Annotated in this window: 20 protein-coding genes; 14 read left to right on the top strand and 6 right to left on the bottom strand. The window is 62.5% G+C overall.

Annotated elements, in window-relative coordinates; genetic code table 11:
- The first annotated feature begins 923 nt into the window (after nucleotides 1-923).
- The 3 genes from AC09SL_RS28855 to AC09SL_RS28845 are packed head-to-tail and all read left to right on the top strand — an operon-like array spanning nucleotide 924 to nucleotide 2,497.
- A complete protein-coding gene (locus tag AC09SL_RS28855) occupies nucleotides 924-1,340 on the top strand; it encodes an NUDIX hydrolase (protein WP_058546069.1) in 417 nt (138 codons plus the stop codon).
- A gap of 24 nt (nucleotides 1,341-1,364) precedes the next feature.
- Entirely contained in the window at nucleotides 1,365-2,003 is a 639-nt protein-coding gene (locus AC09SL_RS28850; protein WP_058546068.1) for a LysE family translocator, read from the top strand.
- Nucleotides 2,000-2,497 carry a GNAT family N-acetyltransferase gene (locus AC09SL_RS28845; protein WP_058546067.1) on the top strand — a complete coding sequence of 166 codons (498 nt, stop codon included), beginning with the start codon at nucleotides 2,000-2,002 and terminating at the stop codon, nucleotides 2,495-2,497. Before AC09SL_RS28850 ends, AC09SL_RS28845 begins: the two co-directional genes overlap by 4 nt.
- Nucleotides 2,498-2,539: 42 nt before the next feature.
- Here AC09SL_RS28845 and metR read toward each other — a convergent pair whose 3' ends face one another.
- Nucleotides 2,540-3,457: a transcriptional regulator MetR gene (metR, locus tag AC09SL_RS28840; RefSeq protein WP_058546066.1), complete on the bottom strand. Its 918-nt coding sequence runs from the start codon at nucleotides 3,455-3,457 to the stop codon at nucleotides 2,540-2,542.
- A 109-nt stretch (nucleotides 3,458-3,566) separates the two neighbouring features.
- On the opposite strand from metR, the gene metE reads away from it, so the two are divergent.
- On the top strand, nucleotides 3,567-5,912 hold the full coding sequence (gene metE / locus AC09SL_RS28835; protein WP_058546065.1) for a 5-methyltetrahydropteroyltriglutamate--homocysteine S-methyltransferase: 2,346 nt from the start codon (nucleotides 3,567-3,569) through the stop codon (nucleotides 5,910-5,912).
- Nucleotides 5,913-6,073: 161 nt separating this feature from the next.
- On the top strand, nucleotides 6,074-7,093 hold the full coding sequence (locus AC09SL_RS28830) for an alpha/beta fold hydrolase (protein WP_064107026.1): 1,020 nt from the start codon (nucleotides 6,074-6,076) through the stop codon (nucleotides 7,091-7,093).
- A gap of 153 nt (nucleotides 7,094-7,246) precedes the next feature.
- On the opposite strand, the gene AC09SL_RS28825 is transcribed toward AC09SL_RS28830, so the two are convergent.
- Complete coding sequence (locus AC09SL_RS28825) at nucleotides 7,247-8,128, bottom strand: LysR substrate-binding domain-containing protein (RefSeq protein ID WP_058546064.1); 882 nt, start codon at nucleotides 8,126-8,128, stop codon at nucleotides 7,247-7,249.
- Nucleotides 8,129-8,288: 160 nt separating this feature from the next.
- On the opposite strand from AC09SL_RS28825, the gene AC09SL_RS28820 reads away from it, so the two are divergent.
- From AC09SL_RS28820 to AC09SL_RS28795, 6 genes are all read left to right on the top strand, one after another.
- Nucleotides 8,289-9,926, top strand: a complete 1,638-nt coding sequence (locus AC09SL_RS28820) for a 5-guanidino-2-oxopentanoate decarboxylase (protein WP_058546072.1) — start codon at nucleotides 8,289-8,291, stop codon at nucleotides 9,924-9,926.
- Nucleotides 9,923-11,371, top strand: a complete 1,449-nt coding sequence (locus AC09SL_RS28815; RefSeq protein ID WP_058546063.1) for an aldehyde dehydrogenase family protein — start codon at nucleotides 9,923-9,925, stop codon at nucleotides 11,369-11,371. Before AC09SL_RS28820 ends, AC09SL_RS28815 begins: the two co-directional genes overlap by 4 nt.
- Nucleotides 11,372-11,587: 216 nt before the next feature.
- On the top strand, nucleotides 11,588-12,691 hold the full coding sequence (locus AC09SL_RS28810) for an ABC transporter substrate-binding protein (RefSeq protein ID WP_058546062.1): 1,104 nt from the start codon (nucleotides 11,588-11,590) through the stop codon (nucleotides 12,689-12,691).
- A gap of 210 nt (nucleotides 12,692-12,901) precedes the next feature.
- Complete coding sequence (locus AC09SL_RS28805; RefSeq protein ID WP_058546061.1) at nucleotides 12,902-13,810, top strand: ABC transporter permease; 909 nt, start codon at nucleotides 12,902-12,904, stop codon at nucleotides 13,808-13,810.
- Nucleotides 13,807-14,655, top strand: a complete 849-nt coding sequence (locus tag AC09SL_RS28800) for an ABC transporter permease (protein WP_058546060.1) — start codon at nucleotides 13,807-13,809, stop codon at nucleotides 14,653-14,655. The genes AC09SL_RS28805 and AC09SL_RS28800 overlap by 4 nt, the downstream gene beginning before the upstream one ends.
- Nucleotides 14,656-14,670: 15 nt before the next feature.
- Complete coding sequence (locus AC09SL_RS28795; protein ID WP_058546059.1) at nucleotides 14,671-15,726, top strand: ABC transporter ATP-binding protein; 1,056 nt, start codon at nucleotides 14,671-14,673, stop codon at nucleotides 15,724-15,726.
- Nucleotides 15,727-15,811: 85 nt separating this feature from the next.
- Here AC09SL_RS28795 and AC09SL_RS28790 read toward each other — a convergent pair whose 3' ends face one another.
- Nucleotides 15,812-16,741: an AraC family transcriptional regulator gene (locus AC09SL_RS28790; RefSeq protein ID WP_064107027.1), complete on the bottom strand. Its 930-nt coding sequence runs from the start codon at nucleotides 16,739-16,741 to the stop codon at nucleotides 15,812-15,814.
- Between the two features lie 113 nt (nucleotides 16,742-16,854).
- Here AC09SL_RS28790 and AC09SL_RS28785 point away from each other — a divergent pair, with 113 nt between their 5' ends.
- The 3 genes from AC09SL_RS28785 to AC09SL_RS28775 are packed head-to-tail and all read left to right on the top strand — an operon-like array spanning nucleotide 16,855 to nucleotide 17,708.
- Complete coding sequence (locus AC09SL_RS28785) at nucleotides 16,855-17,016, top strand: hypothetical protein (protein WP_155742102.1); 162 nt, start codon at nucleotides 16,855-16,857, stop codon at nucleotides 17,014-17,016.
- A gap of 52 nt (nucleotides 17,017-17,068) precedes the next feature.
- Nucleotides 17,069-17,422 (top strand): putative quinol monooxygenase, encoded by a 354-nt coding sequence (locus AC09SL_RS28780; RefSeq protein ID WP_058546058.1) that lies wholly within the window; start codon nucleotides 17,069-17,071, stop codon nucleotides 17,420-17,422.
- 43 nt (nucleotides 17,423-17,465) lie between these two features.
- Nucleotides 17,466-17,708, top strand: a complete 243-nt coding sequence (locus AC09SL_RS28775) for a hypothetical protein (RefSeq protein WP_058546071.1) — start codon at nucleotides 17,466-17,468, stop codon at nucleotides 17,706-17,708.
- A gap of 116 nt (nucleotides 17,709-17,824) precedes the next feature.
- Here AC09SL_RS28775 and AC09SL_RS28770 read toward each other — a convergent pair whose 3' ends face one another.
- The 3 genes from AC09SL_RS28770 to AC09SL_RS28760 all read right to left on the bottom strand — a co-directional run bounded on the left by AC09SL_RS28770 (nucleotide 17,825) and on the right by AC09SL_RS28760 (nucleotide 20,663).
- On the bottom strand, nucleotides 17,825-18,445 hold the full coding sequence (locus tag AC09SL_RS28770; protein ID WP_058546057.1) for a flavin reductase family protein: 621 nt from the start codon (nucleotides 18,443-18,445) through the stop codon (nucleotides 17,825-17,827).
- 187 nt (nucleotides 18,446-18,632) lie between these two features.
- Nucleotides 18,633-19,043 (bottom strand): hypothetical protein, encoded by a 411-nt coding sequence (locus AC09SL_RS28765; protein ID WP_064107028.1) that lies wholly within the window; start codon nucleotides 19,041-19,043, stop codon nucleotides 18,633-18,635.
- Nucleotides 19,044-19,343: 300 nt separating this feature from the next.
- Nucleotides 19,344-20,663 carry an MFS transporter gene (locus AC09SL_RS28760; RefSeq protein ID WP_058546055.1) on the bottom strand — a complete coding sequence of 440 codons (1,320 nt, stop codon included), beginning with the start codon at nucleotides 20,661-20,663 and terminating at the stop codon, nucleotides 19,344-19,346.
- Between the last annotated feature and the right edge of the window lie 143 nt (nucleotides 20,664-20,806).

Below are 20,806 nucleotides of genomic sequence, written 5' to 3'. Positions count from 1 at the left end.
GACAGCCGACCTGGTTCTCCCGCTCGTACACCCGTCAGATCTGTGGGAGCAAAGCTTGCTTGCGAGGCGGCCTGACAGCCGACCTGGCTCTCCCGCTCGTACACCCGTCAGACCTGTGGGAGCAAAGCTTGCTTGCGAGGCGGCCTGATAGCCGGCCTGGTTCTCCCGCTCGTACACCCGTCAGATCTGTGGGAGCAAAGCTTGCTTGCGAGGCGGCCTGATAGCCGACCTGGTTCTCCCGCTCGTACACCCGTCAGACCTGTGGGAGCAAAGCTTGCTTGCGAGGCGGCCTGATAGCCGACCTGGTTCTCCCGCTCGTACACCCGTCAGACCTGTGGGAGCAAAGCTTGCTTGCGAGGCGGCCTGACAGCCGACCTGGTTCTCCCGCTCGTACACCCGTCAGACCTGTGGGAGCAAAGCTTGCTCGCGAGGCGGCCTGACAGCCGACCTGGCTCTCCCGCTCGTACACCCGTCAGATCTGTGGGAGCAAAGCTTGCTCGCGTAGACGGCGGCACATCCAACGCTGATGCAGACTGATCCACCGCGATCGCGGGCAAGCCTTGCTCCCACAGGGATTTGTAGTGACCACAATTCTAGAGGTCACCACTGACCCAATGTGGAAGCGAGCCTGCCAGTTAAAAACTGTTACCTATGTGCGTGAACTGATTTGTAACCCATGTGGGTGAGTCATACCGGCAGAGCGTTTTTGGTTACTTTTGGCGCTTCTCTTTCCAAAAGTGACCCGCTGTAAGAGCGGAACCGCCAGTGGCCGTGACCGCAGCAACGGATATACACACCGACCCCAATCGGTCGAAACTGACCACAAGGGACTGCGTTGATTTTTAATCCAGCACCAGACTTTGCTCCCACCTCTACGCGCTGTAATCTCCCCGGCATTTCCCCGGCCAAGGCTTTGAACACCCATGACCACTTCCCTCATCCGCATTGCCGCCGCCCTGTTGCTCGGGCCGGACGGCCGAACCCTGCTGGTACGCAAGCGCGGCACCCGGGCCTTCATGCAGCCGGGCGGCAAGATCGAGGCCCATGAACAGCCCGTGCAGGCGCTGGCCCGTGAGCTGGAAGAGGAGCTTGGGTTGCAGATCGACCCGGCGCAGGCCCGTTACCTGGGCGTGTTCAGCGCGCCGGCGGCCAACGAGCCGGGGTTTGTCGTGCAGGCCGAAGTGTTTTTGCTGAGCATCGACGCCCCGGTTTCACCGGCTGCCGAAATTGAAGAGGTGTGCTGGATCGACCCGGCCGGTGACAGCGATCTTGTGCTGGCACCGTTGACAGGCGAGGTGATCCTGCCGTTTTATCGAGCGACACTTCTCGCTACCTGCTGATCCACGCCTCAAGGACTGATGCCCATGATTCCATTGCCGGACCTGTTGATTTTCGCCGCTGCCGCGCTGCTGATGGTACTGACCCCTGGCCCGAACATGATCTACCTGATTTCCCGTTCGATCTGCCAGGGCCGCAAGGCCGGCGTCACCTCCCTGCTGGGGGTGGTGGCGGGGTTTTTCGTGCACATGTTCGCCGCGGCCGCTGGGTTGACGGCGGTGTTCCTGGCGGTGCCCATGGCCTATGAAGTGTTGAAATGGGCCGGTGCGCTGTACCTGTTGTGGCTCGCCTGGCAGGCCGTGAAGCCGGGCGCGCGCTCGCCCTTCGAGGCCCAGCAGTTGCCGGCGGACTCGACGCGCAAGTTGATCACCATGGGTTTCCTCACCAGCGCGCTGAACCCCAAGATCGCGGTGTTCTATCTGTCGGTGTTCCCGCAGTTCATCAGCCCGGAACACGGTTCGCTGTTCACCCAGAGCATTATCCTGGGCCTGACCCAGATCAGCGTCAGTTTCAGCGTCAACCTGTTGATCGCCCTGTTCGCTGCCGGCATTGCCTCGTGGTTCGTCCATAACCCTACCTGGCTGGCGGCGCAGCGCTACTTCATGGGGTTTGTCCTCGGGGCGCTGGCGTTGCGCCTGATGTTTGAGCAACGGCGTTCGGCGTGAGCATCCGACGGTTGAGGGCCGGCGATGCCCAGGCGTATCGCCAGTTGATGCTCCAGGCGTACGCACTGCATCCGCAGGCCTTCACCTCCAGCGTCAATGAGCGGGCGAAGCTGCCCATCAACTGGTGGGAGTCACGCCTGGGCAGCCGGCTTGATGTACTGCTGGGGGCGTTTGTCGAGCAGGAGTTGGTCGGCATCGTCGGCCTGGCCCTGGAGCCTCGGGAAAAAGCCCGGCACAAGGCGCTGCTGTTCGGCATGTACGTCGCCGATGAACAGCGCCATCGCGGGCTCGGCGACCAACTGGTACAGGCCGCCCTCGCCGAAGCCCGGCGCCATCCCTTCCTGCGCCTGGTGCAACTGACCGTCACCGCCGGCAACGACCCGGCGCTCAAGCTCTATCAACGCTGCGGCTTCGTTTTGTACGGCCTTGAGCCGATGGCGATCCGGGTGGACGACGAATACCTCGACAAAATCCACATGTGGCTCGAACTTTAACCTCGCCGCAGATCCCCTGTGTATGGGCTCCCACAGAAGCTGTCAGCGCACGGCGCTGACCCCATCCAATGTCGAAAATGACGTGTCCTTGGCCGTCAGCAAAAAGTCGCGCATGTACGGCGCGTCGAGCATGTCAGTGCGCACCGCCGCGTACAGCGTGGCAAACAAGCCTTTCTCTCCCAGCCGCTTGGCCTTCACGTAACCCCGCGAGCTGTATTCATGCAGGGCCCAGTGCGGCATGCCACAGACGCCGCGGCCGCTGGCTACCAATTGCATCATCATCACCGTCAGCTCAGAGGTGCGCACCTGGGCCGGTTCGATGTCGGCCGGTTCCAGGAAACGGGTGAAGATGTCCAACCGATCGCGCTCCACCGGGTAGGTGATCAGGGTTTCGCTGATCAGGTCCTCGGGCACGATGTAGGGCTTGCCCGCCAGTCGATGCTGGTTGGCCACGGCGAGCATCGCTTCGTAGGTGAACAGCGGCACGTAGGTGATGCCGGCCAGTTCCAGCGGGTCGGAGGTCACCACCAGGTCGAGGTCGCCCCGGGCCAGGGCCGGCAATGGGGCGAAGGCAAAGCCTGAGGCCAGGTCCAGCTCGACTTCCGGCCAGGCATCGCGGAACTGGTCGATGGTCGGCATCAACCACTGGAAGCAGCTATGGCACTCGATGGCCATGTGCAGCCGTCCGGCGGTGCCGCCCGCCAGGCGGGCGATGTCCCGTTCGGCGCCGCGCAGCAAGGGCAGGGCGGCATCGGCCAGTTGCAACAGGCGCAGGCCGGCGCTGGTGAACCGTACCGGCTTGGTCTTGCGCACGAACAACTGCATGCCCAGGCGCTCTTCCAGTTCCTTGAACTGGTGGGAGAGGGCGGACTGGGTCAGGTGCAAGCGTTCGGCGGCTTCGACCAGGCTGTCGGCTTCGCGCAGGGCGTGCAGGGTCTTGAGGTGACGGAGTTCAAGCACCGGAGTTGCTCCATGAGTAAAACTTGTGATCAACACGAAAAGGTTGAGTTTGTCTCATGTAGGGCCAACTGTCGACAATGGCGCCATCTTTTACAGGAGGACGCACACCATGGCCCTGGCCCACACCCTCGGTTTTCCCCGCATCGGCGCCGACCGCGAACTGAAAAAAGCCCTCGAAGCCTACTGGAAGGGCGACCTGGCCCCGGCCGCGTTGCAGGCAGTGGGGCGCGAGCTGCGGGCCCGGCATTGGCAATTGCAGAAAGACGCCGGCATCGATCTGCTGCCCGTTGGGGATTTTGCCTGGTATGACCAGGTGCTCGGTCACTCCTTGACCGTGGGCGCCGTCCCACAGCGTTTCCACAGCACCTTGAATGCCCAGGGCCAACCGACCCTCGACACCCTGTTCGCCATGGCCCGTGGCGCCACGGCCAGTTGCTGCGGTGCCGACCACGGCCAGGCGCAATACGCCCAGGAGCTGACCAAGTGGTTCGACACCAACTACCACTACCTGGTCCCGGAGTTTTCCGTCGACCAGACCTTCGCCCTGAGCTGGGAACAGTTGTTCGATGAAGTGGACGAGGCCCATGCCTTGGGCCATCAGGTCAAACCGGTGATCATCGGCCCGTTGACCTACCTGTGGCTGGGCAAGGCCAAGGGCGAGGCGTTCGACAAGCTCGACCTGCTGGAGCGCCTGCTGCCGGTCTATGGGGAAATCCTCAACCGCCTCAAGGCCCAGGGTGTGGAGTGGGTGCAGATCGACGAACCGATCCTTACCCTTGACCTGCCCCAGGCCTGGAAGAGCGCTTTCGAGCGGGCCTATCACATCCTCCAGTACTCGCCGCTGAAAAAACTCGTGGCCACCTATTTCAGTGGCTTGCAAGACAACCTCGGCCTGGCGGTGAGCCTACCGGTGGACGGCTTGCACATCGACGCGGTGCGCGCCCCGGAACAACTGGGCCAGGTGCTGGATCGCCTGCCGACCTACAAGATCCTCTCGGTGGGCCTGGTCAATGGCCGCAACGTCTGGCGCTGCGAGCTGGAGCAGGCACTGGCGCAGCTGCAACCGGCCCAGGAGCGCTTTGGCGACAACCTCTGGATCAGCACCTCCTGCTCGCTGTTGCACAGCCCGGTGGACCTGGAACGCGAAGACCAGCTCGATCCGGAACTCAAGAGCTGGCTGGCCTTTGCCGTGCAGAAGTGCGGTGAAGTGGCGGTGCTGCGCGATGCCCTGAACGATCCCCTGGCGCCCGCAGTGCAACAGGCCTTGGCCGACAGCTGCGAGGTGCAGGCCAGTCGCGCCAGCTCGGCGCGCATTCACAAAACTGCGGTCCAGGCGCGCCTGGCGGCAGTCGGGCCACAGGACAGCCAGCGGCGTTCGCCGTTTGCCAAGCGCATCGAACGCCAGCGCGCCCGTCTGAAACTGCCGGCCTTTCCCACCACCACCATCGGCTCCTTCCCGCAGACCCCGGCCATTCGCCTGGCACGCCAGGCCTACAAGCAGGGCAAATTGTCGGCCAATGACTATCAGGACGCCATGCACACCGAGATCCGCCATGCCGTGCAGATCCAGGAGCGCCTGGGCCTGGACGTGCTGGTGCATGGTGAAGCCGAGCGCAATGACATGGTGGAATACTTCGCCGAGCAACTGGACGGCTACGTCTTCACCCGTTTCGGTTGGGTGCAGAGCTACGGTTCGCGCTGTGTGAAACCGGCGATCATCTATGGCGACATCAGTCGGCCGAGCGCCATGACCGTTGACTGGATCCGCTACGCGCAAAGCCTGACCGGCAAAGTCATGAAGGGCATGCTCACCGGCCCCGTGACCATGCTGATGTGGTCGTTCCCCCGCGAAGACGTGTCGCGCCAGGTCCAGGCGCAACAACTGGCCCTGGCCCTGCGCGACGAAGTGCTGGACCTGGAAAAGGCCGGGATCAAGATTGTGCAGATCGACGAGGCGGCGTTCCGCGAAGGGTTGCCGTTGCGTCGCGGGCAATGGCAGGAGTACCTGGATTGGGCGGTGGACGCGTTCCGTTTGTGCGCCTCGGGCGTGGGCGACGAAACCCAGATCCATACCCACATGTGCTACAGCGAATTCAATGACGTGATCAAGGCCATCGCCGACATGGACGCCGATGTCATCACCATCGAGACTTCGCGTTCGGACATGGAGTTGCTGGAGGCTTTCGAGGCGTTCGACTACCCGAACGACATCGGCCCGGGCGTCTACGACATCCACTCGCCACGGGTGCCGGACACGGCCGAGATGGTTGCGTTGATGAGCAAGGCGGTAAAACGGATCGCCGCCGAGCGGCTGTGGATCAACCCCGACTGCGGGTTGAAAACCCGGGGCTGGCCGGAAACGGAAGCGGCACTGGTGAACATGGTGGCGGCGGCGCGGCAGTTGCGTGTAGGAGCTGTCGAGCGAAGCGAGGCTGCGATCTTGCCCGACAATTGAGTCAAAGTGAAAAAACAGCAGATCAAGTCAAAAGATCGCAGCCTTCGCACAGGCAACCATTCGGCAATCTTCATCAAACTGTCACGCAACTGTGGCAGCGCGCTTGAACAAACTTCATCAGACTCGCGCTCTACTGGGGTTCTGCGTTTCGGTGTTTGTTCATGCGTGTATTCATTTTCCTGGCCGCGCTGTTTGTCGGCCTGCCGTCGATGGCGGCTTCTCGGTGTGACATCAATGTTGCGACTCAACGGGTCGACCTGGAACAGGTGAGCCTGGCCTACCAGAGCGTTGGCCGTGCTTCGGATCCGGCGCTGTTGCTGGTGATGGGCCTGGGTGGGCAGTTGATCCATTGGCCGGACGAGGTGGTGGTCGCCCTGTGCGAGCAGGGTTTCCGGGTGATTCGCTACGACAACCGAGACGTTGGCCTGTCCACCTGGCGCCAGGTCCCCGGCAGCGCCAACCTGACCTTCGAAGCGCTGCGCTACAAACTCGGCTTGCCCGTGGCCGCGCCGTATACCTTGACCGACATGGCCGACGACGGGCTGGGGCTGATGGATGCCTTGCAGGTGCAACGCTTCCACGTGCTGGGCGTGAGCATGGGCGGGATGATCGCCCAGCACATGGCGGCCATGGCGCCGCAGCGGGTCGAAAGCCTGACCCTGATCATGAGCAGTTCCGGTGCCGAAGGCTTGCCCGCACCCAGCGCCGCGCTGGTGCAGTTGCTGTCGCGGCGCAGTGCGCCGAATCGCGAAGCGGCCCTGCAGCAACAGGCCGATCTGCTGGCCGCGCTGGGCAGCCCGATGGTGGTGGATGATCGCCAGGCATTGCTGCATCAGGCCGCCGTGGCCTATGACCGGGCTTTCAACCCCGAAGGCGTGAAGCGCCAGATCATGGCGATCATGGCCGAGCCGAGTCGGGTGGCACTGCTCAATCAACTGCGGGTGCCGACCCTGGTGGTCCACGGCACCGCCGACCCTTTGCTGCCGGTGATGCACGGTGTCCACTTGGCAGCGCACATCCAAGGCAGCCAGTTGAAACTGATCCCGGGCCTGGCCCATCGTTTCCAGGAGGCCTTCAAGGCGCCGTTGCTGGGGGCGGTTTTGCCGTATCTGCAGCAGCATCGCGAAGACACGTCGCACTGGGCGCAGATCGAGACGGTGCAGGCGCCGAATCTGCTTTGATAACCCTGATGGCTTGAGGCCTGCCCGGCTTTTGTGGCGAGGGGATTTGTGGGAGCAAAGCTTGCTCGCGAAACAGCCACCTCGATCTCTGAGAGACCGCGTCGCCTTCATCGCGGGCAAGCCTTGCTCCCACAGGGGCTTGCTGTGACGTTGCTACCGCGCCCGTGCCTGCTCCACCAACCACCCCATCAATTCCTGCAACGGCCCCGACACCTGGGGTTTGTGCGGATGCACCAGGTGATAACCCAAGCCGGTCTTGACCTTCAGTTCGAACGGCATCACCAGTCGGCCGGCGCTCAGGTCGTCGCCGATCAGCGACCAGTCGCCAATCGCCACGCCCGTGCCTTGGGAAGCCATGGACATTGCCAGGTCCAGGGTTTCGAAATGCTGGCCCTTGCTGACATGGCTCAAATGCACATCGGCCGCCGTCAGCCAGGCGTTCCAGTCGCGCTCGTCACGGGTGGGGTGCAACAGCAAGTGTTGTTGCAGGTCGGCGGGTTCACGCAGCGGCACCGGTCCTTCCAGGAGCGGGCGGGAGCAGACGGGCGTCAGTTGTTCATCGAACAGGTGCAGGCACGCCAGCGAGGCGTCGGGTGGTGGGCCATAGACCACCGCGGCGTCGAAGACTTCGCGCTGGAAATCCACGCCGTGCCTGACCGTGGTGGTCAGCTCCACCGGCACGTCCGGCCGTTCCTTCTGCCATTGCAACAGGCGCGGCAGCAGCCAGCGCATGACACAGGTCGGGGCCTTGAGTTGCAGGGTCTGGCGTTTTTCGCCGACCTGCTCGACCGCGTCGCCGATCATCCTGAACACCTGCTGCACCCGGGGTAGCCACGCCTGGCCTTCGGCGGTCAGGCTCAGGCCGCGTGCCTGGCGCTGGAACAGCGCATAACCCAAATGATCTTCCAGCCCGGCGATCTGCCGACTCACCGCGCCTTGGGTGATGTGCAGTTGTTCGGCGGCCCGGGTGAAGTTGCAGCACTGGGCCGTGATCAGAAACGTGTGCAGCGCCGGCAGCGGGGGAAGTCGTTTCATTTCGGATCCAAGCCATGACGTGAGGACATGGCTAGTATGACTTTTTATCCATTGTTGCCGCTATGGTCGGACCGTTCCAATAACGCCATCCCCAAGACAAACAAGGGTTGCGCCGCAGGCTGTGCGCGGCCCTTTACACGACAAGAAAAAGGCAATGGCAATGGCGACGTGCGGCGAAGTATTGGTCAAGTTACTCCAAGCGTATGGTGTGGAGCAGGTGTTCGGCATTCCTGGCGTGCACACCGTCGAGTTGTACCGTGGGCTGGCCCGTTCCAGCATCCGCCATGTGACCCCGCGGCATGAACAGGGCGCAGGCTTCATGGCCGACGGTTACGCCCGGGTCAGCGGCAAGCCCGGCGTGTGTTTCATCATCACCGGCCCGGGCATGACCAACATCACCACCGCCATGGGCCAGGCCTACGCCGATTCGATCCCGATGCTGGTGATCTCCAGCGTGCAATCGCGCAACCAGTTGGGCGGCGGACGCGGCAAGCTGCATGAACTGCCGAACCAGAGCGCGCTGGTGGGCGGAGTGGCGGCGTTTTCCCATACGCTGATGTCCGCCGCCGAGTTGCCCGGCGTGCTGGCCCGGGCGTTCGCCGTGTTCCAGGCCGGGCGCCCACGGCCAGTGCACATCGAAATCCCGTTGGATGTGTTGGTCGAGGACGCCGATGCCTTGCTTGCCAGCGTGCCGGTGAACATCAACCGCGCCGGCGCTGCGCCGAGTGCCGTGGCGCAAATGGCGGCAAAGCTGGCATCGGCCAAACGACCGTTGATCCTGGCCGGTGGCGGTGCCATCGACGCGGCAGCCGAAGTGACTGAATTGGCCGAGCGTCTCGGCGCGCCAGTGGCGTTGACCATCAATGCCAAAGGCCTGTTGCCGGCCCGGCATCCGTTGCTGATCGGCTCCACCCAGAGCCTGGTCGCCACCCGCGCATTGGTGGCCGAGGCGGATGTGGTACTGGCCATCGGCACCGAGCTGGCCGAGACCGACTACGACATTACCTTCGCCGGCGGCTTCGAGATTCCCGGTGCGCTGCTGCGCATCGACATCGACCCGGACCAGACGGTGCGCAACTACCCGCCGCACCTGGCGCTGGTGGCCGACGCCCGCGTCGCCGCCCGGGCCGTGCTCGACGCCTTGAGCCAGCAGCCCTTGGCCGAGCGCCGTGACGATTGGGGCGCGACGCGTGCCGCCCGGTTGCGCGCGGATCTTCAAGGCAGTTGGGACGCCGCGACCCGCGCCCAGACTTTGTTTCTCGACACCGTCTTGCAGGCGCTACCGGAGGCGGTGTTCGTCGGCGATTCCACCCAACCGGTGTACACCGGCAACCTGACCTTCAACCCGGAGCGGCCACGGCGCTGGTTCAATTCATCCACCGGCTACGGCACCCTCGGCTACGCCTTGCCGGCGGCCATTGGTGCCTGGCTTGGTGGCAAGGACCAGGGGCATGGTCGTCCTGCTGTGGTGTGTTTGATTGGCGACGGCGGGTTGCAGTTCACCCTGCCGGAACTGGCCAGTGCCGTGGAAGCGCGCACGCCGGTGATCGTGCTGCTGTGGAATAACCAGGGCTACGAAGAGATCAAGAAATACATGGTCAACCGCGCCATCGAACCGGTGGGCGTGGACATCTACACCCCGGATTTCATCGGCGTCGCCAAGGCGTTGGGCTGCGCTGCGCAAGCCATCGACGGCGTGGCGCAACTGCACGCCGCGTTGCGCGCCGCTTGCGACCGGCAGGGCCCGACGCTGATCGAAATCGACCAGGCAACCTGGATGGCGCAGGTGTCGAAATGAATTTCTCTACGACGCAGGACGGGCTGTACATCAACGGTGAGTGGTTGGCCGGCGATCAACCGCTGCGGGTGATCAACCCGGCGACCGAAGCGCTGCTGACCACCGTTTATGGCGGCGATGAGTGCGCTGTCGATCAGGCGTTGAACGCGGCGACCCAGGCTTTCACGCACTGGTCGAGCACCACCGGTGCCGAGCGTGGCGCGATCCTGCGCCGGATTGCCGATGGCGTGCGGGACGCTCGTGAACGGTTGGTGCACCTGCAATCGAGCAACAACGGCAAACCAATGTTCGAAGCGGCCATCGATGTCGACGATGTGGTCGCCACCTTCGAGTACTACGCCGAGTTGGCCGAAGGCCTGGACGCCCGGCAAGACAGTCCGCTGGCATTGCCCAGCGCTGATTTCAGCGCACGCCTGCGCCGCGAACCCTGCGGCGTGGTCGGCTTGATCGTGCCGTGGAATTTCCCGATGGTCACCACGGCCTGGAAACTCGCCCCGGCGTTGGCTGCCGGCTGCTGCGTGATACTCAAGCCCTCGGAGGTCACGCCGTTGCCGGAGCTGGAACTGGCCTCGATCATCGCCGGATGCGGTTTGCCCGACGGCGTGTTCAACCTGGTCTGCGGTACGGGCCTGGCAGTTGGCGCGCCATTGGCGGCGGACCTGCGCGTGGCAAAGATTTCCTTCACCGGCAGCAATGCGGTGGGTGTGCAAGTGATGCAGCGGGCGGCGGAAACGGTGAAGGGCGTGAGCCTGGAACTGGGCGGCAAATCGTCCTTGCTGGTGCTGGCCGATGCTGACCTGGACCTGGCGGTGGAGCTGGCCTGCGGTGGTGGTTTCTTCAATGCCGGGCAGATGTGTTCGGCCACCAGTCGTGTGCTGGTCGCCGATGAATTGGCCGATGAATTCCTGCAACGGCTCAAGACCCGCGCCGAGGCGATCCGCGTGGCCGACCCGTTCGACCCGGACGTGGAAATGGGCGCGCTGGTCAACCAGGCGCAATACCAGCGGGTGTTGGGGCACATCGACCGAGGCTTGAGCGCCGGAGCGACGCTGGTGTGCGGTGGGCAGCGACCCGCGCATCTGCCGCGCGGCTTTTTTTTACAGCCAACCCTCTTCACCAACGTGCCCCTGGACAGTGCGTTGTGGTGCGAAGAGATCTTCGGGCCGGTGCTGTGCGTACACCGTTTCAGCACGCCAGCGCAGGCGATCGCCCTGGCTAACGACAGCCGTTTCGGCCTGGTGGCCAGCGTGGTCAGCCGTGATCTGACGGCTGCCGAAGAGGTTGCCAACGCTTTGCAGGCGGGGCTGGTGTGGATCAACGCACCCCAGGTGATTTTTCCCCAGGCGGCGTGGGGCGGTTACAAGCAGAGCAGCCTCGGTCGCGAATTGGGACCTTGGGGATTGGCCGCGTTTCAGGAAATCAAGCATGTGATCCGGGCCGTCTGATAGCACGTTATCAGGTCATGCATGCCTCGAAAAAAGGCATGCGCCAGGAACATGGCTCCAATGAGTTTATTTCGATAGTCAGGGATTTTGCACAACCTCAGGATGGCCGCAGGTGGCGGTGAAGCCCTTGCGGTACGGGGCTTTTGTCGACGTCGAACGGCGCGGGCGCAACGGTTTTTACCCACCTCATACTTAAAAGAATAAAGGGAGTCCTCCATGGGCGAGCATGATCTGAACAGACGTCAATTCATCAAGACTGCAAGTGTGGTTTCGGTAGCGGCGGCCGCCCTGAGCGTGCCCTTCATCAGCGCTCGGGCCAGTGATACGCGGTTCGTCGGCAAGACCCTGCGCCTGCTCACCTGGTCCGACGACACCGGGCTGGCGGCGTTGCGCAACATTGCGGCCACCTTCGAGGCCAAGACCGGGGCCAAGGTCATTGCCGACCGCACCGGCAGTACCTCGGAGATGGTGGCCAAGCTCAAGGCCGGTGGCGACCGGCCGCAGTACGACATCATCACCCTGGCCGGCGTTGGCGCCGAGGGCCTGGCCGCCGCCGGGCTGCTGGAAAAGCCCGACCTCAACCGCATTCCCAACCTGGCCGATGTGCCGGCGCAATACCGCACGGGGGCCGGCGGCCATGGCATTGGTTACCTGCTGTGGTGCAACAGCCTGGTCTACAGCACCCGGACCTTGAGTCAGGCGCCGGACAGTTACGCCGCGCTGTGGGACGCGGAGCTGGCGCCGAACATTTTCCTGCCGCCACCGAACTGGACCGAGGCCATGGACCTGATCATCATCGCCGCCAAACTGGCCGGTGGTGACGAACACAACATCGAACCCGGCTTCAAGAAACTCGCCGAGCTCAAGGACCGGGTGGTGACCCTGGGTGAAAACCCGAACCAGATCGCCGAGCTTTTCCGCACCGGCTCCCTGGACATGGGGGGCTTGTACGCGCCGGCGTTTTTCCCCAAGCAGATCCGCGACCCGGCCTACGGCCTGGGGGCGACCTTCGGTATGAAGGAAGGTTTCTACACCGACCTGATGCTCTCGGTCATGCCGAAAAACCGCCCGGGCGACACCGACCTGGCCTACGCCTTCATCGACCATTCCCTCGACCCGCTGGTGCAAGGCAAGATGGCCGAAGACATCTTCAACGGCCCGGTCAACGCCAAGGCCATCATCTCCAGCGAAGCGCGCAAGAGCCCCTACATCCTCACCCCGGAGCAAATCGCCGACAAAGCGATCATGCACGACAACGCCTTCCTGGCGACGGTGCATGACCAATGGATTCGCCGGTACACGGAAATCTTCTCTTCCTGAAACGAATGCCGGACGCCGCCTGCCCGGCAATGCGGCCCCTGTGACCACCCGAGAACCCGTGTGGGAGCGAGCTTGCTCGCGAAAGCGGTGGGTCAGTTGATGGAGATGCTGACTGTGCTGTCGCCTTCGCGAGCAAGCTCGCTCCCACAGGGAATTGGGTTGTTTTGAGATTGTGTTTGTTCTGTCGTTTTCCACTGACGAGATCTTGCCATGGAACACCTACCGTTAACCCAGCCCCAGCGTGTTGCGCCCATGCGCGCCACCCGGGGTATGTCACCCACCCGCCGAGCCTGGCTTTTCCTGTCACCGTCGATGTTGTTTCTCGGTGTGCTGATCGCTGCCAGCCTGTTGGTGCTGCGCATGAGCGTCGGCACCAAGGGCGCGGAGTGGAGTGGGTTCAGCCTCGCCAGCTACGGGCAGTTGCTGGAGCCCTATTACCTCAAGTCCCTGCTGCTGACCTTGCGCCTTGCATTGATCAGCGCGGTGATCGCCGTGCTGCTGGCGATACCCGTGGCCTACACCATGTCGCGCCTGGCCTCGCCGTTGTTGCGGCGGGTGTTCCTGGCGGCGGTGCTGTTGCCGCTGTTGGTCAACCTGCTGCTGCAAAGCTACGGCTGGCTGGTGATACTCGGCCCTGCCGGCATGCTCAATCAGGCGCTCATGGGCCTGGGCCTGATCAAGCGGCCGATCATGCTGCTGTACAACCAGAATGGTGTGTTGATGGGCTTGGTCCAAACGGCCTTCCCACTGGCCGTGCTGCCCATCGCCAGCGCCATGCGTGGCGTGGCCCGCAGTTATGAAGAAGCCGCCGCCACCCTCGGCGCCAGCCGCTTGCTGGTGTTTCGCCAAGTGGTACTGCCCATGAGCCTGCCAGGGATCATCACCGGCGCGACGCTGGTGTTTGCCTACAACGCCAGCAGCTTTGTCGTGCCGCTGCTGTTGGGCGGTCGGCGGGTGCCGATGCTGGCGGTAATGGTCCACGACCAGATTGCCCCATTGATGAACTGGCCCGCCGCGTCCGCCGCCGGGATGGTGCTGATTGTCACCACGCTGATGATCATGACCCTGTCCGAATATTTCACCGGCCGTCGTCGGCGGATGCTGGAGGCTGCTCAATGAACACGTTGAGTAAAAAACGCCAGTCGTTGTTGCCCGGTGAAAACGGACGCGCAGTGGGGCTGCTGTCGGGTTTCATTCTGTTGCTGGCGGTGCTGCCGATCCTGACCATGATCGTCATGTCCTTCAGTGGCGCGGCGAACCTGGACTTTCCGCCGAGCAGCTACAGCTTGCAATGGTACCGGGCCGCCTGGCACACCTTCGTTTCGCCGGATGCCAGCGACGTGCTGAGCCTGGGCCAGGCCATGGGCACCAGTTTGTGGGTGGCCTGCCTGACGATGATATTCGCCACGCTGATCGCGGTGCCGGCGGCCTACGCGCTGACCCGTTGCGAGTTCCGTGGCAAGGCGGTGGCGTTGCAACTGATGTCGCTGCCGCTGGTGTTTCCCATGGTGGTGCTGGGATTGGCGCTGCTGCTGGTGTTCGACAGCTTGCCGTTCCAGATGACCACCTCGCGGCTGGTCATTGCCCACGTCATCCTCGCCTTGCCGTTCGTGGTGAAGAACTGCACCGCCGCCATGCTCGGTATCGGCAGTGAAGTCGAAGAAGCCGCGCGAATGCTCGGGGCGACACCACGGCGGGCCATCATCGATGTGGTGGTGCCGTTGATGAAGTCAGGGATTCTCGCCGGGATGCTGCTGGCGTTCATTGTCTCGTTCAACGAATTCACCGTGACCTATTTCCTCTACACCATCGATGTCATGACCGTGCCGATCTGGATGTACAGCCGCACCGTGTCGTCGCTGGACCCCACCGTTTTTTCGTTTGCCGTGCTCATCGTGCTGATCGATTTCGTGTTGATCTGGGCGTTGGAGAAGTTGGTGGGCGAGGGCGGCGTTTCCTTTTGATTTCGAGGTGAAGACATGACTGGACTGATACTGGAAAACGTCGAGAAACATTACGGCTCGGCCTGCGCGGTAACGGACGTGAACCTGCATTTGCCCGAGGGCAAGCTGGTGTGTTTCCTCGGGCCTTCGGGCTGTGGCAAGACCACCTTGCTGCGCATGATCGCCGGCCTGGAAAGCCTCAGCGGCGGCGAAATCCGCCTGGACGGCCAAGACATCGGCCACACCCCGGCGCACCTGCGCAACTTCGGCATGGTGTTTCAATCGTTGGCCCTGTTTCCCCACATGACCGTCGGCGAGAACATCGCCTATCCGCTGAAACTGCGGGGCGTAGGCAAGGCCGAGCAACAGGCGCGGGTGGTGGAGTTGCTGGAATTGATCCAGCTCCAGGCGATGATCGACCGGCCCGTGGCGAAACTCTCCGGTGGCCAGCGCCAGCGCGTGGCGATTGCCCGGGCCATTGCCGCCCGACCGAAAATCCTCTTGCTGGACGAACCGCTGTCGGCCCTGGACGCGAAGTTGCGCGAGTCGATGCAAGTGGAAATCCGCCAACTGCAACAGCGGTTGAACATCACCACCATTTTAGTGACCCATGATCAGCGCGAAGCCATGACCATGGCCGACATCGTCGTGGTGCTGGGGGAACATCGGGTGCAACAGGTCGGTACGCCGATCGAGATCTACCGCCACCCGGCCAATGAATTCGTCGCCGACTTCATCGGCTCAGGCAACATTTTCCCGGCGACGACGCTGGGCAACGGGCGGGTCGGGCTGCCGGGCGGCGATACGCTGGACGTGCCGGCCAGCCATAGCGTTATCGCTGGCGAGAAGATCAAGTTGTTGGTGCGCCCCGAAGACGTGCAACTGTCCACGCCCCAGGCCACGGCGGGTAACCGGTTGCTGGGCAAGGTGACGTTCGTGCGGGACATCGGTGCGACCGTCGAGACCACGGTGGAATGTTCCGGAGTTTCGTTCACGGCGCTGAGCACGCCTTGCCAGGGCATGGACCTGGGGATCGGGCATGCGGTGTCGGTGACCATACCGGCGCAGGCGTGTCGGTTGCTCGGTGCCTGAGTTCAAGAGATGAGGTGCTTTTACTGGCCTCATCGCGAGCAAGCTTGCTCGCGAAGAGGGCGGAAAAAGCTACGCAAACTTCAGGTCAAACAGTCATCCGCAACCGCGCCAGATCCCGCAACGGCGGCGCGCCGAACAACCGGCTGTACTCGCGGCTGAACTGCGAGGGGCTCTCATAACCCACCCGATACCCCGCCGCCGAGGCTTCCAGCCCTTCGGCGAGCATCAGCCGCCGGGCTTCCTGCAGGCGCAGTTGCTTCTGGTATTGCAGCGGGCTCATGGCGGTCATGGCCTTGAAGCGGTGATGCAGGGTCGAGACGCTGAGGTTCACTTCCCGGGCGAGTTCATCGATGCGCAGCGGCTGTTCGAAATGGCCATTGAGCCATTTGATCGCCTGGCTGATGCGATGGCTCTGACTGTTGGCGATGGCGATTTCGTACATTCGATAGCCCTGGGGACTGCGCAGCAGGCGATAGAGGATTTCCCGGCGCACCAGCGGCGCGAGCATGGCGATGTCCTTCGGCGTGTCGAGCAGCCGCGCCAGGCGCAGCACGGCGTCGAGCATCGGCGTGTCCAGGCGTTCGACATACAGCCCGCGCCCGGCGAGGCGTGTCGGCACGCCCAAGGGGCCGGCGTCGGCAATCAACGCGGTGATTTCCGCCGGATCGATGTCCAGGCGCAGGGCGAGGATCGGCTCTTGCGGCGATACGTCCGCGATGCAACCACTCAACGGCATCGACACCGAGACCACCAGGTAATGGAGCGGGTCATAGTTGAAGAACTCATCGGCCAGGCGCACCTGTTTGCTGCCCTGGGCCATGATGCACAGCGCCGGTTGGGCCAGCACCGGGGCGAACTTTTGGGGCTTGCTGTGGCGCGACAGGTTCAGCGAGCCGATGGCCGTGGCGTAGCTGCCGTCTTCGCTGGTGTTGCGGTCGATGATCGACGCCAATTCGGCGCGCTGTTGTTCCAGGTGCGTGTCCAGCGGGACGTGGGCGTGGTCGAGTGGCGACATGCCGGGATCCTCAGGCGATAGGGGGCGATGAACAAAAGCTTATGTTTGTGCAAGGCGCAACGGTAGCAACATCCTGTTGAAAGCTTGCCTGATCCTGCACGGCGCAAGGGGCCATGACGGTGCAAGGTTACCGAAACTTGCTTGAAACCTTTTGTTTCAACTTCCCGGGTTTCGACCGGATCGATGGCGAATTTTGTGACGCCGATGCGCAGGATCGTGCAATGGGTCGGCAGGAATCGACTAACGAAGCTGGCGTCGTGGCGCTTAACCTTTGATCCTGTCGCAGCTGTCCCCGGCTGCACAACGGATTACCTGGGAGGGTTGAACATGACTACACAGATCCCCGTCAGCCATATGGCTTTTATCCGGGCCCGCGGCGGTTGCTCCAAGCAACTGGGGGCGCGCCTGAGTACGCTGATCGCGCCCTCGCGCCTGGCTCCCGGTTGCTTGCACTTTGCCTTGCAGCAATCGCAATGCGACGCTGATTTGTGGCTGGTGTCCGGGCTCTGGGTCAATCAGCCGTCAATGGACGCCTATTTCAATTCACCGGCCATGGCGATTTTCGCCGAGCTGGTGCAGGACCTGGTGGTGAGCAGCCTGGATTTCCACACCTTCAGGGAAGTCTCCGCCGCCCAGGCGACTGAAGGGTGCCGGGCACAGGTACACAAACTGGCCGGTTGAAGGTTTAATGAGCGTCATTTTCCACCGCCAGGATGCACAAGACATGGCACGTAAAGCCTTTGAAACCTTTGAAGCTGTTTCTGCCGTCGTTCCCCGGGAAGGCGGCTACTATGCCGCCATTGCCACCAAGGCCATCGGCGGCTCAGGTGCGCCGCGCTTCAACAAGATCCTTGAAGAGCAGACCTTCGAGACGGCTGTCAAAGCCGATGAAGCTGCAGCCCTGCAGTTGACCCGTCTCAAGGGTGTCGACGACGAGGGCGGGTTGATCTGGAACCAACGAGATTAAGGCTGTGGGAGCAAGGCTTGCCCGCGATGCGGGCCCCTCGGTTCTCAAGACAGACCGCGTTGCCTTCATCGCGGGCAAGCCTTGCTCCCACAGATAAATGCCTTGTTGCAAACTTTCTATTGGGGGCGATGCATCTTGAACAACGCCTCAGGCCCCAACTGGAAATAATCCGCCGGCCCGCCACCGCGCAAGATCGGCTCGGCGGCTGCGGTGTCGTATACCCCATCCTTCAACAGCCACTTGGCGATATGCACGGCGACCACTTCGCCGAGGATCAGCCAACTGGGCACCAACCCTTTATCCGCCCGCTGCAATTGAATGATCTGCGTGACCTTGCACTCGAAGGACACCGGGCTTTCGGCGACGCGCGGAACCTGGATCACCCGTGACGGCGCTGTCGTCAAACCCGCCAGTTCGAACTCATTGACCTCTGGCGCGACCATCGCGCAGCTCTGGTTCATCTGCTCGGCCAGCGGGCGCGTGGCCAGGTTCCAGGCGAATTCTCCGGTCTGTTCGATGTTGTTCAGGCTGTCTTTGCGCCCGACGCTGGAGAAGCCAATGATCGGCGGAATGTAGTTGAAGGCGTTGAAGAAACTGTAGGGCGCCAGGTTCAGGCGGCCTTCTGCATCCTGGGACGAAATCCAGCCAATGGGGCGCGGGCCAACGATGGCGTTGAACGGGTCGTGGGGCAGGCCGTGGCCGCTGGCGGGTTCATAGAAATGGATGTCATCGGGCATGGTTGAAGAAGGTCCTTCGGTGGGGTTTCAAGGGATTGGAAGATAGTGCAGGGCCGCACTGTTTTTGTCAGCACCCTGGGACTTTGTGGGAGCGGCGATAACAAAACCACTGACGGTCTTCCTTTTTCCATGTCCCATGAATAACTAAGCCCGGCCGAAGCCGGGCTGTGAGGGTGTCGTTCTCGGATTAGCTGATGGCAGCAGTGTTAGTGCGGTCGAAGCCATCTTCAGCGACGGTGGCGCCGTTAGTGCGGTCGAAGCCATCTTCAGCGACGGTAGCGCCGTTAGTGCGGTCGAAGCCATCTTCAGCGACGGTGGCGCCGTTAGTGCGGTCGAAGCCGTCTTCAGCGACGGTAGCGCCGCCAGTGCGGTCGAAGCCATCTTCAGCGACGGTGGCGCCGCCAGTGCGGTCGAAGCCATCTTCAGCGACGGTAGCGCCGCCAGTGCGGTCATAACCATCTGCTGCGACGGTAGCGGCGCTAGTACGGTCATAACCATCGGCGGCGATGGCCGAGCTGGTGCGGTCGAAACCGTCGGCAGCAAAGGTGTTGGCAGCCAGTACGGAAAGGGTCAGGGCGATGATCAGTTTGGTTTTCATGGTCGTGCTCCAGAATGTTTGGCGTTAGGCGCCGTGGGTGTGGAGTTCATATTACGCTCGTTAATTTGATTAAAAAGCGCAAAAAGACGCTTATATCAATCGATTAAATCGATGCATCGACAGTTGCCACAGAACGGTCAATGAGGCCCATTTACCGGGGTATCGAATGGCGTTCTATTGAGGGTGAGGATGGAGGTCGGGCATTAACCAGAGATTAATGTCAGGTAAATCGTTGGATCTGCCGAACAAAAAAAGGGGCGAACCTGAACAGGTTCGCCCCTTTTTTGTTCGACTTGGCTGTCAGTCGGTGACGATCCGCGAGTGCTTGCGGGTGTCTTTCATGGTGATGTACACCAACAGCGACACGGCGATGCACGCCGTCACGTACCAGTAGTAGCCGGTTTCCATGCCGATGCTCTTGAACCACAGTGCGATGTATTCAGCGGTGCCGCCGAAGATCGACACGGTCAGCGCGTAGGGCAGGCCGACACCCAGGGCGCGGATTTCGGTGGGGAACAACTCGGCTTTCACCACGGCGTTGATCGAGGTGTAGCCGCTGACGATGATCAGCGCGGCCATAATCAGGAAGAACGCGCCCCACCAGCTCTGGACGGAGTGCAGGGCCGTGAGGATCGGAACGGTGCACAGCGTGCCGAGGATGCCGAAGGCGATCAGGATCGGCCGGCGACCGATCTTGTCCGACAGCCCGCCGACCACCGGTTGCAGACACATGAACAGGAACAGCGTGGCAGCGGAAATGGTGGTGGAGTCGGAGATGCTCATGCCGACGGTGTTCACCAGGTATTTCTGCATGTAGGTAGTGTAGGTGTAGAACGCCAGGGTGCCGCCCATGGTCAGGCCGACCACGGTCATCAGCTCTTTTGGATGGCGCATCAAGGTGCGCATCGCGCTTTCCTTGGCTTTTTCCTTCTTGGTGAACGACTCGGTTTCTTCCATGCCGCGACGCAGGTACAGCGCCACGATCGCACACAGCGCGCCGATGGCAAACGGGATGCGCCAGCCCCAGGCGTACAGCTCTTCGGTGGTGAGGAACCGTTGCAGCACGATCAACACGCCCAAGGCGATGAGTTGGCCGGAGATCAGGGTCACGTATTGGAAGCTGGAGAAGAAGCCGCGACGTTCCTTTGTCGCCATTTCGCTCAAGTAGGTTGCCGAGGTGCCGTATTCGCCGCCCACCGACAGGCCCTGGAGCAAACGGGCCACCACCAGCAGGATCGGCGCACCGACGCCGATGGTTTCGTAGCCGGGGCTCAGGGCGATGATCAGCGAGCCGAAGCACATCAGGTACACCGAGGCCATCAGTGCCGCCTTGCGGCCAGCGCGATCAGCGTACAGGCCCATCAGCCAGCCACCGATCGGGCGCATCAAAAAGCCTACGGCGAAGATCGCGGCGGTTTTCATCAATTGTGCCGTGGATGACCCGGCCGGGAAAAATACTTTGGCAAAGTACAACGAGAACGCGGCGTAGACGTACCAGTCATACCACTCGACCATGTTGCCAACCGAGCCGCTGAAGATCGATTTGATCCGGCTGGCGGTGGTTCTTTCACGGGCGGGCACGGCAGCCGACCCAATGGGCAGGGCGTTGGAGTTGTCCATTGAAGGATCCTTCGTTTAATTGTTTTTGTGGAGCGCGTAGGAACGCAGCCTGACAGGGCTATAGCAGGAGCTGTGCCAGATGGCGGAAGGCCGGTTTAGAGGGGTTTGTGGCGGCAGGTGAGCGGAAATCCGCTCATTGTGGC

The organism is Pseudomonas sp. PF05 (assembly GCF_056521845.1).
The sequence above is the reverse complement of the archived record's forward strand: the minus strand, read 5'-3'. Positions and strand labels throughout refer to the sequence as shown.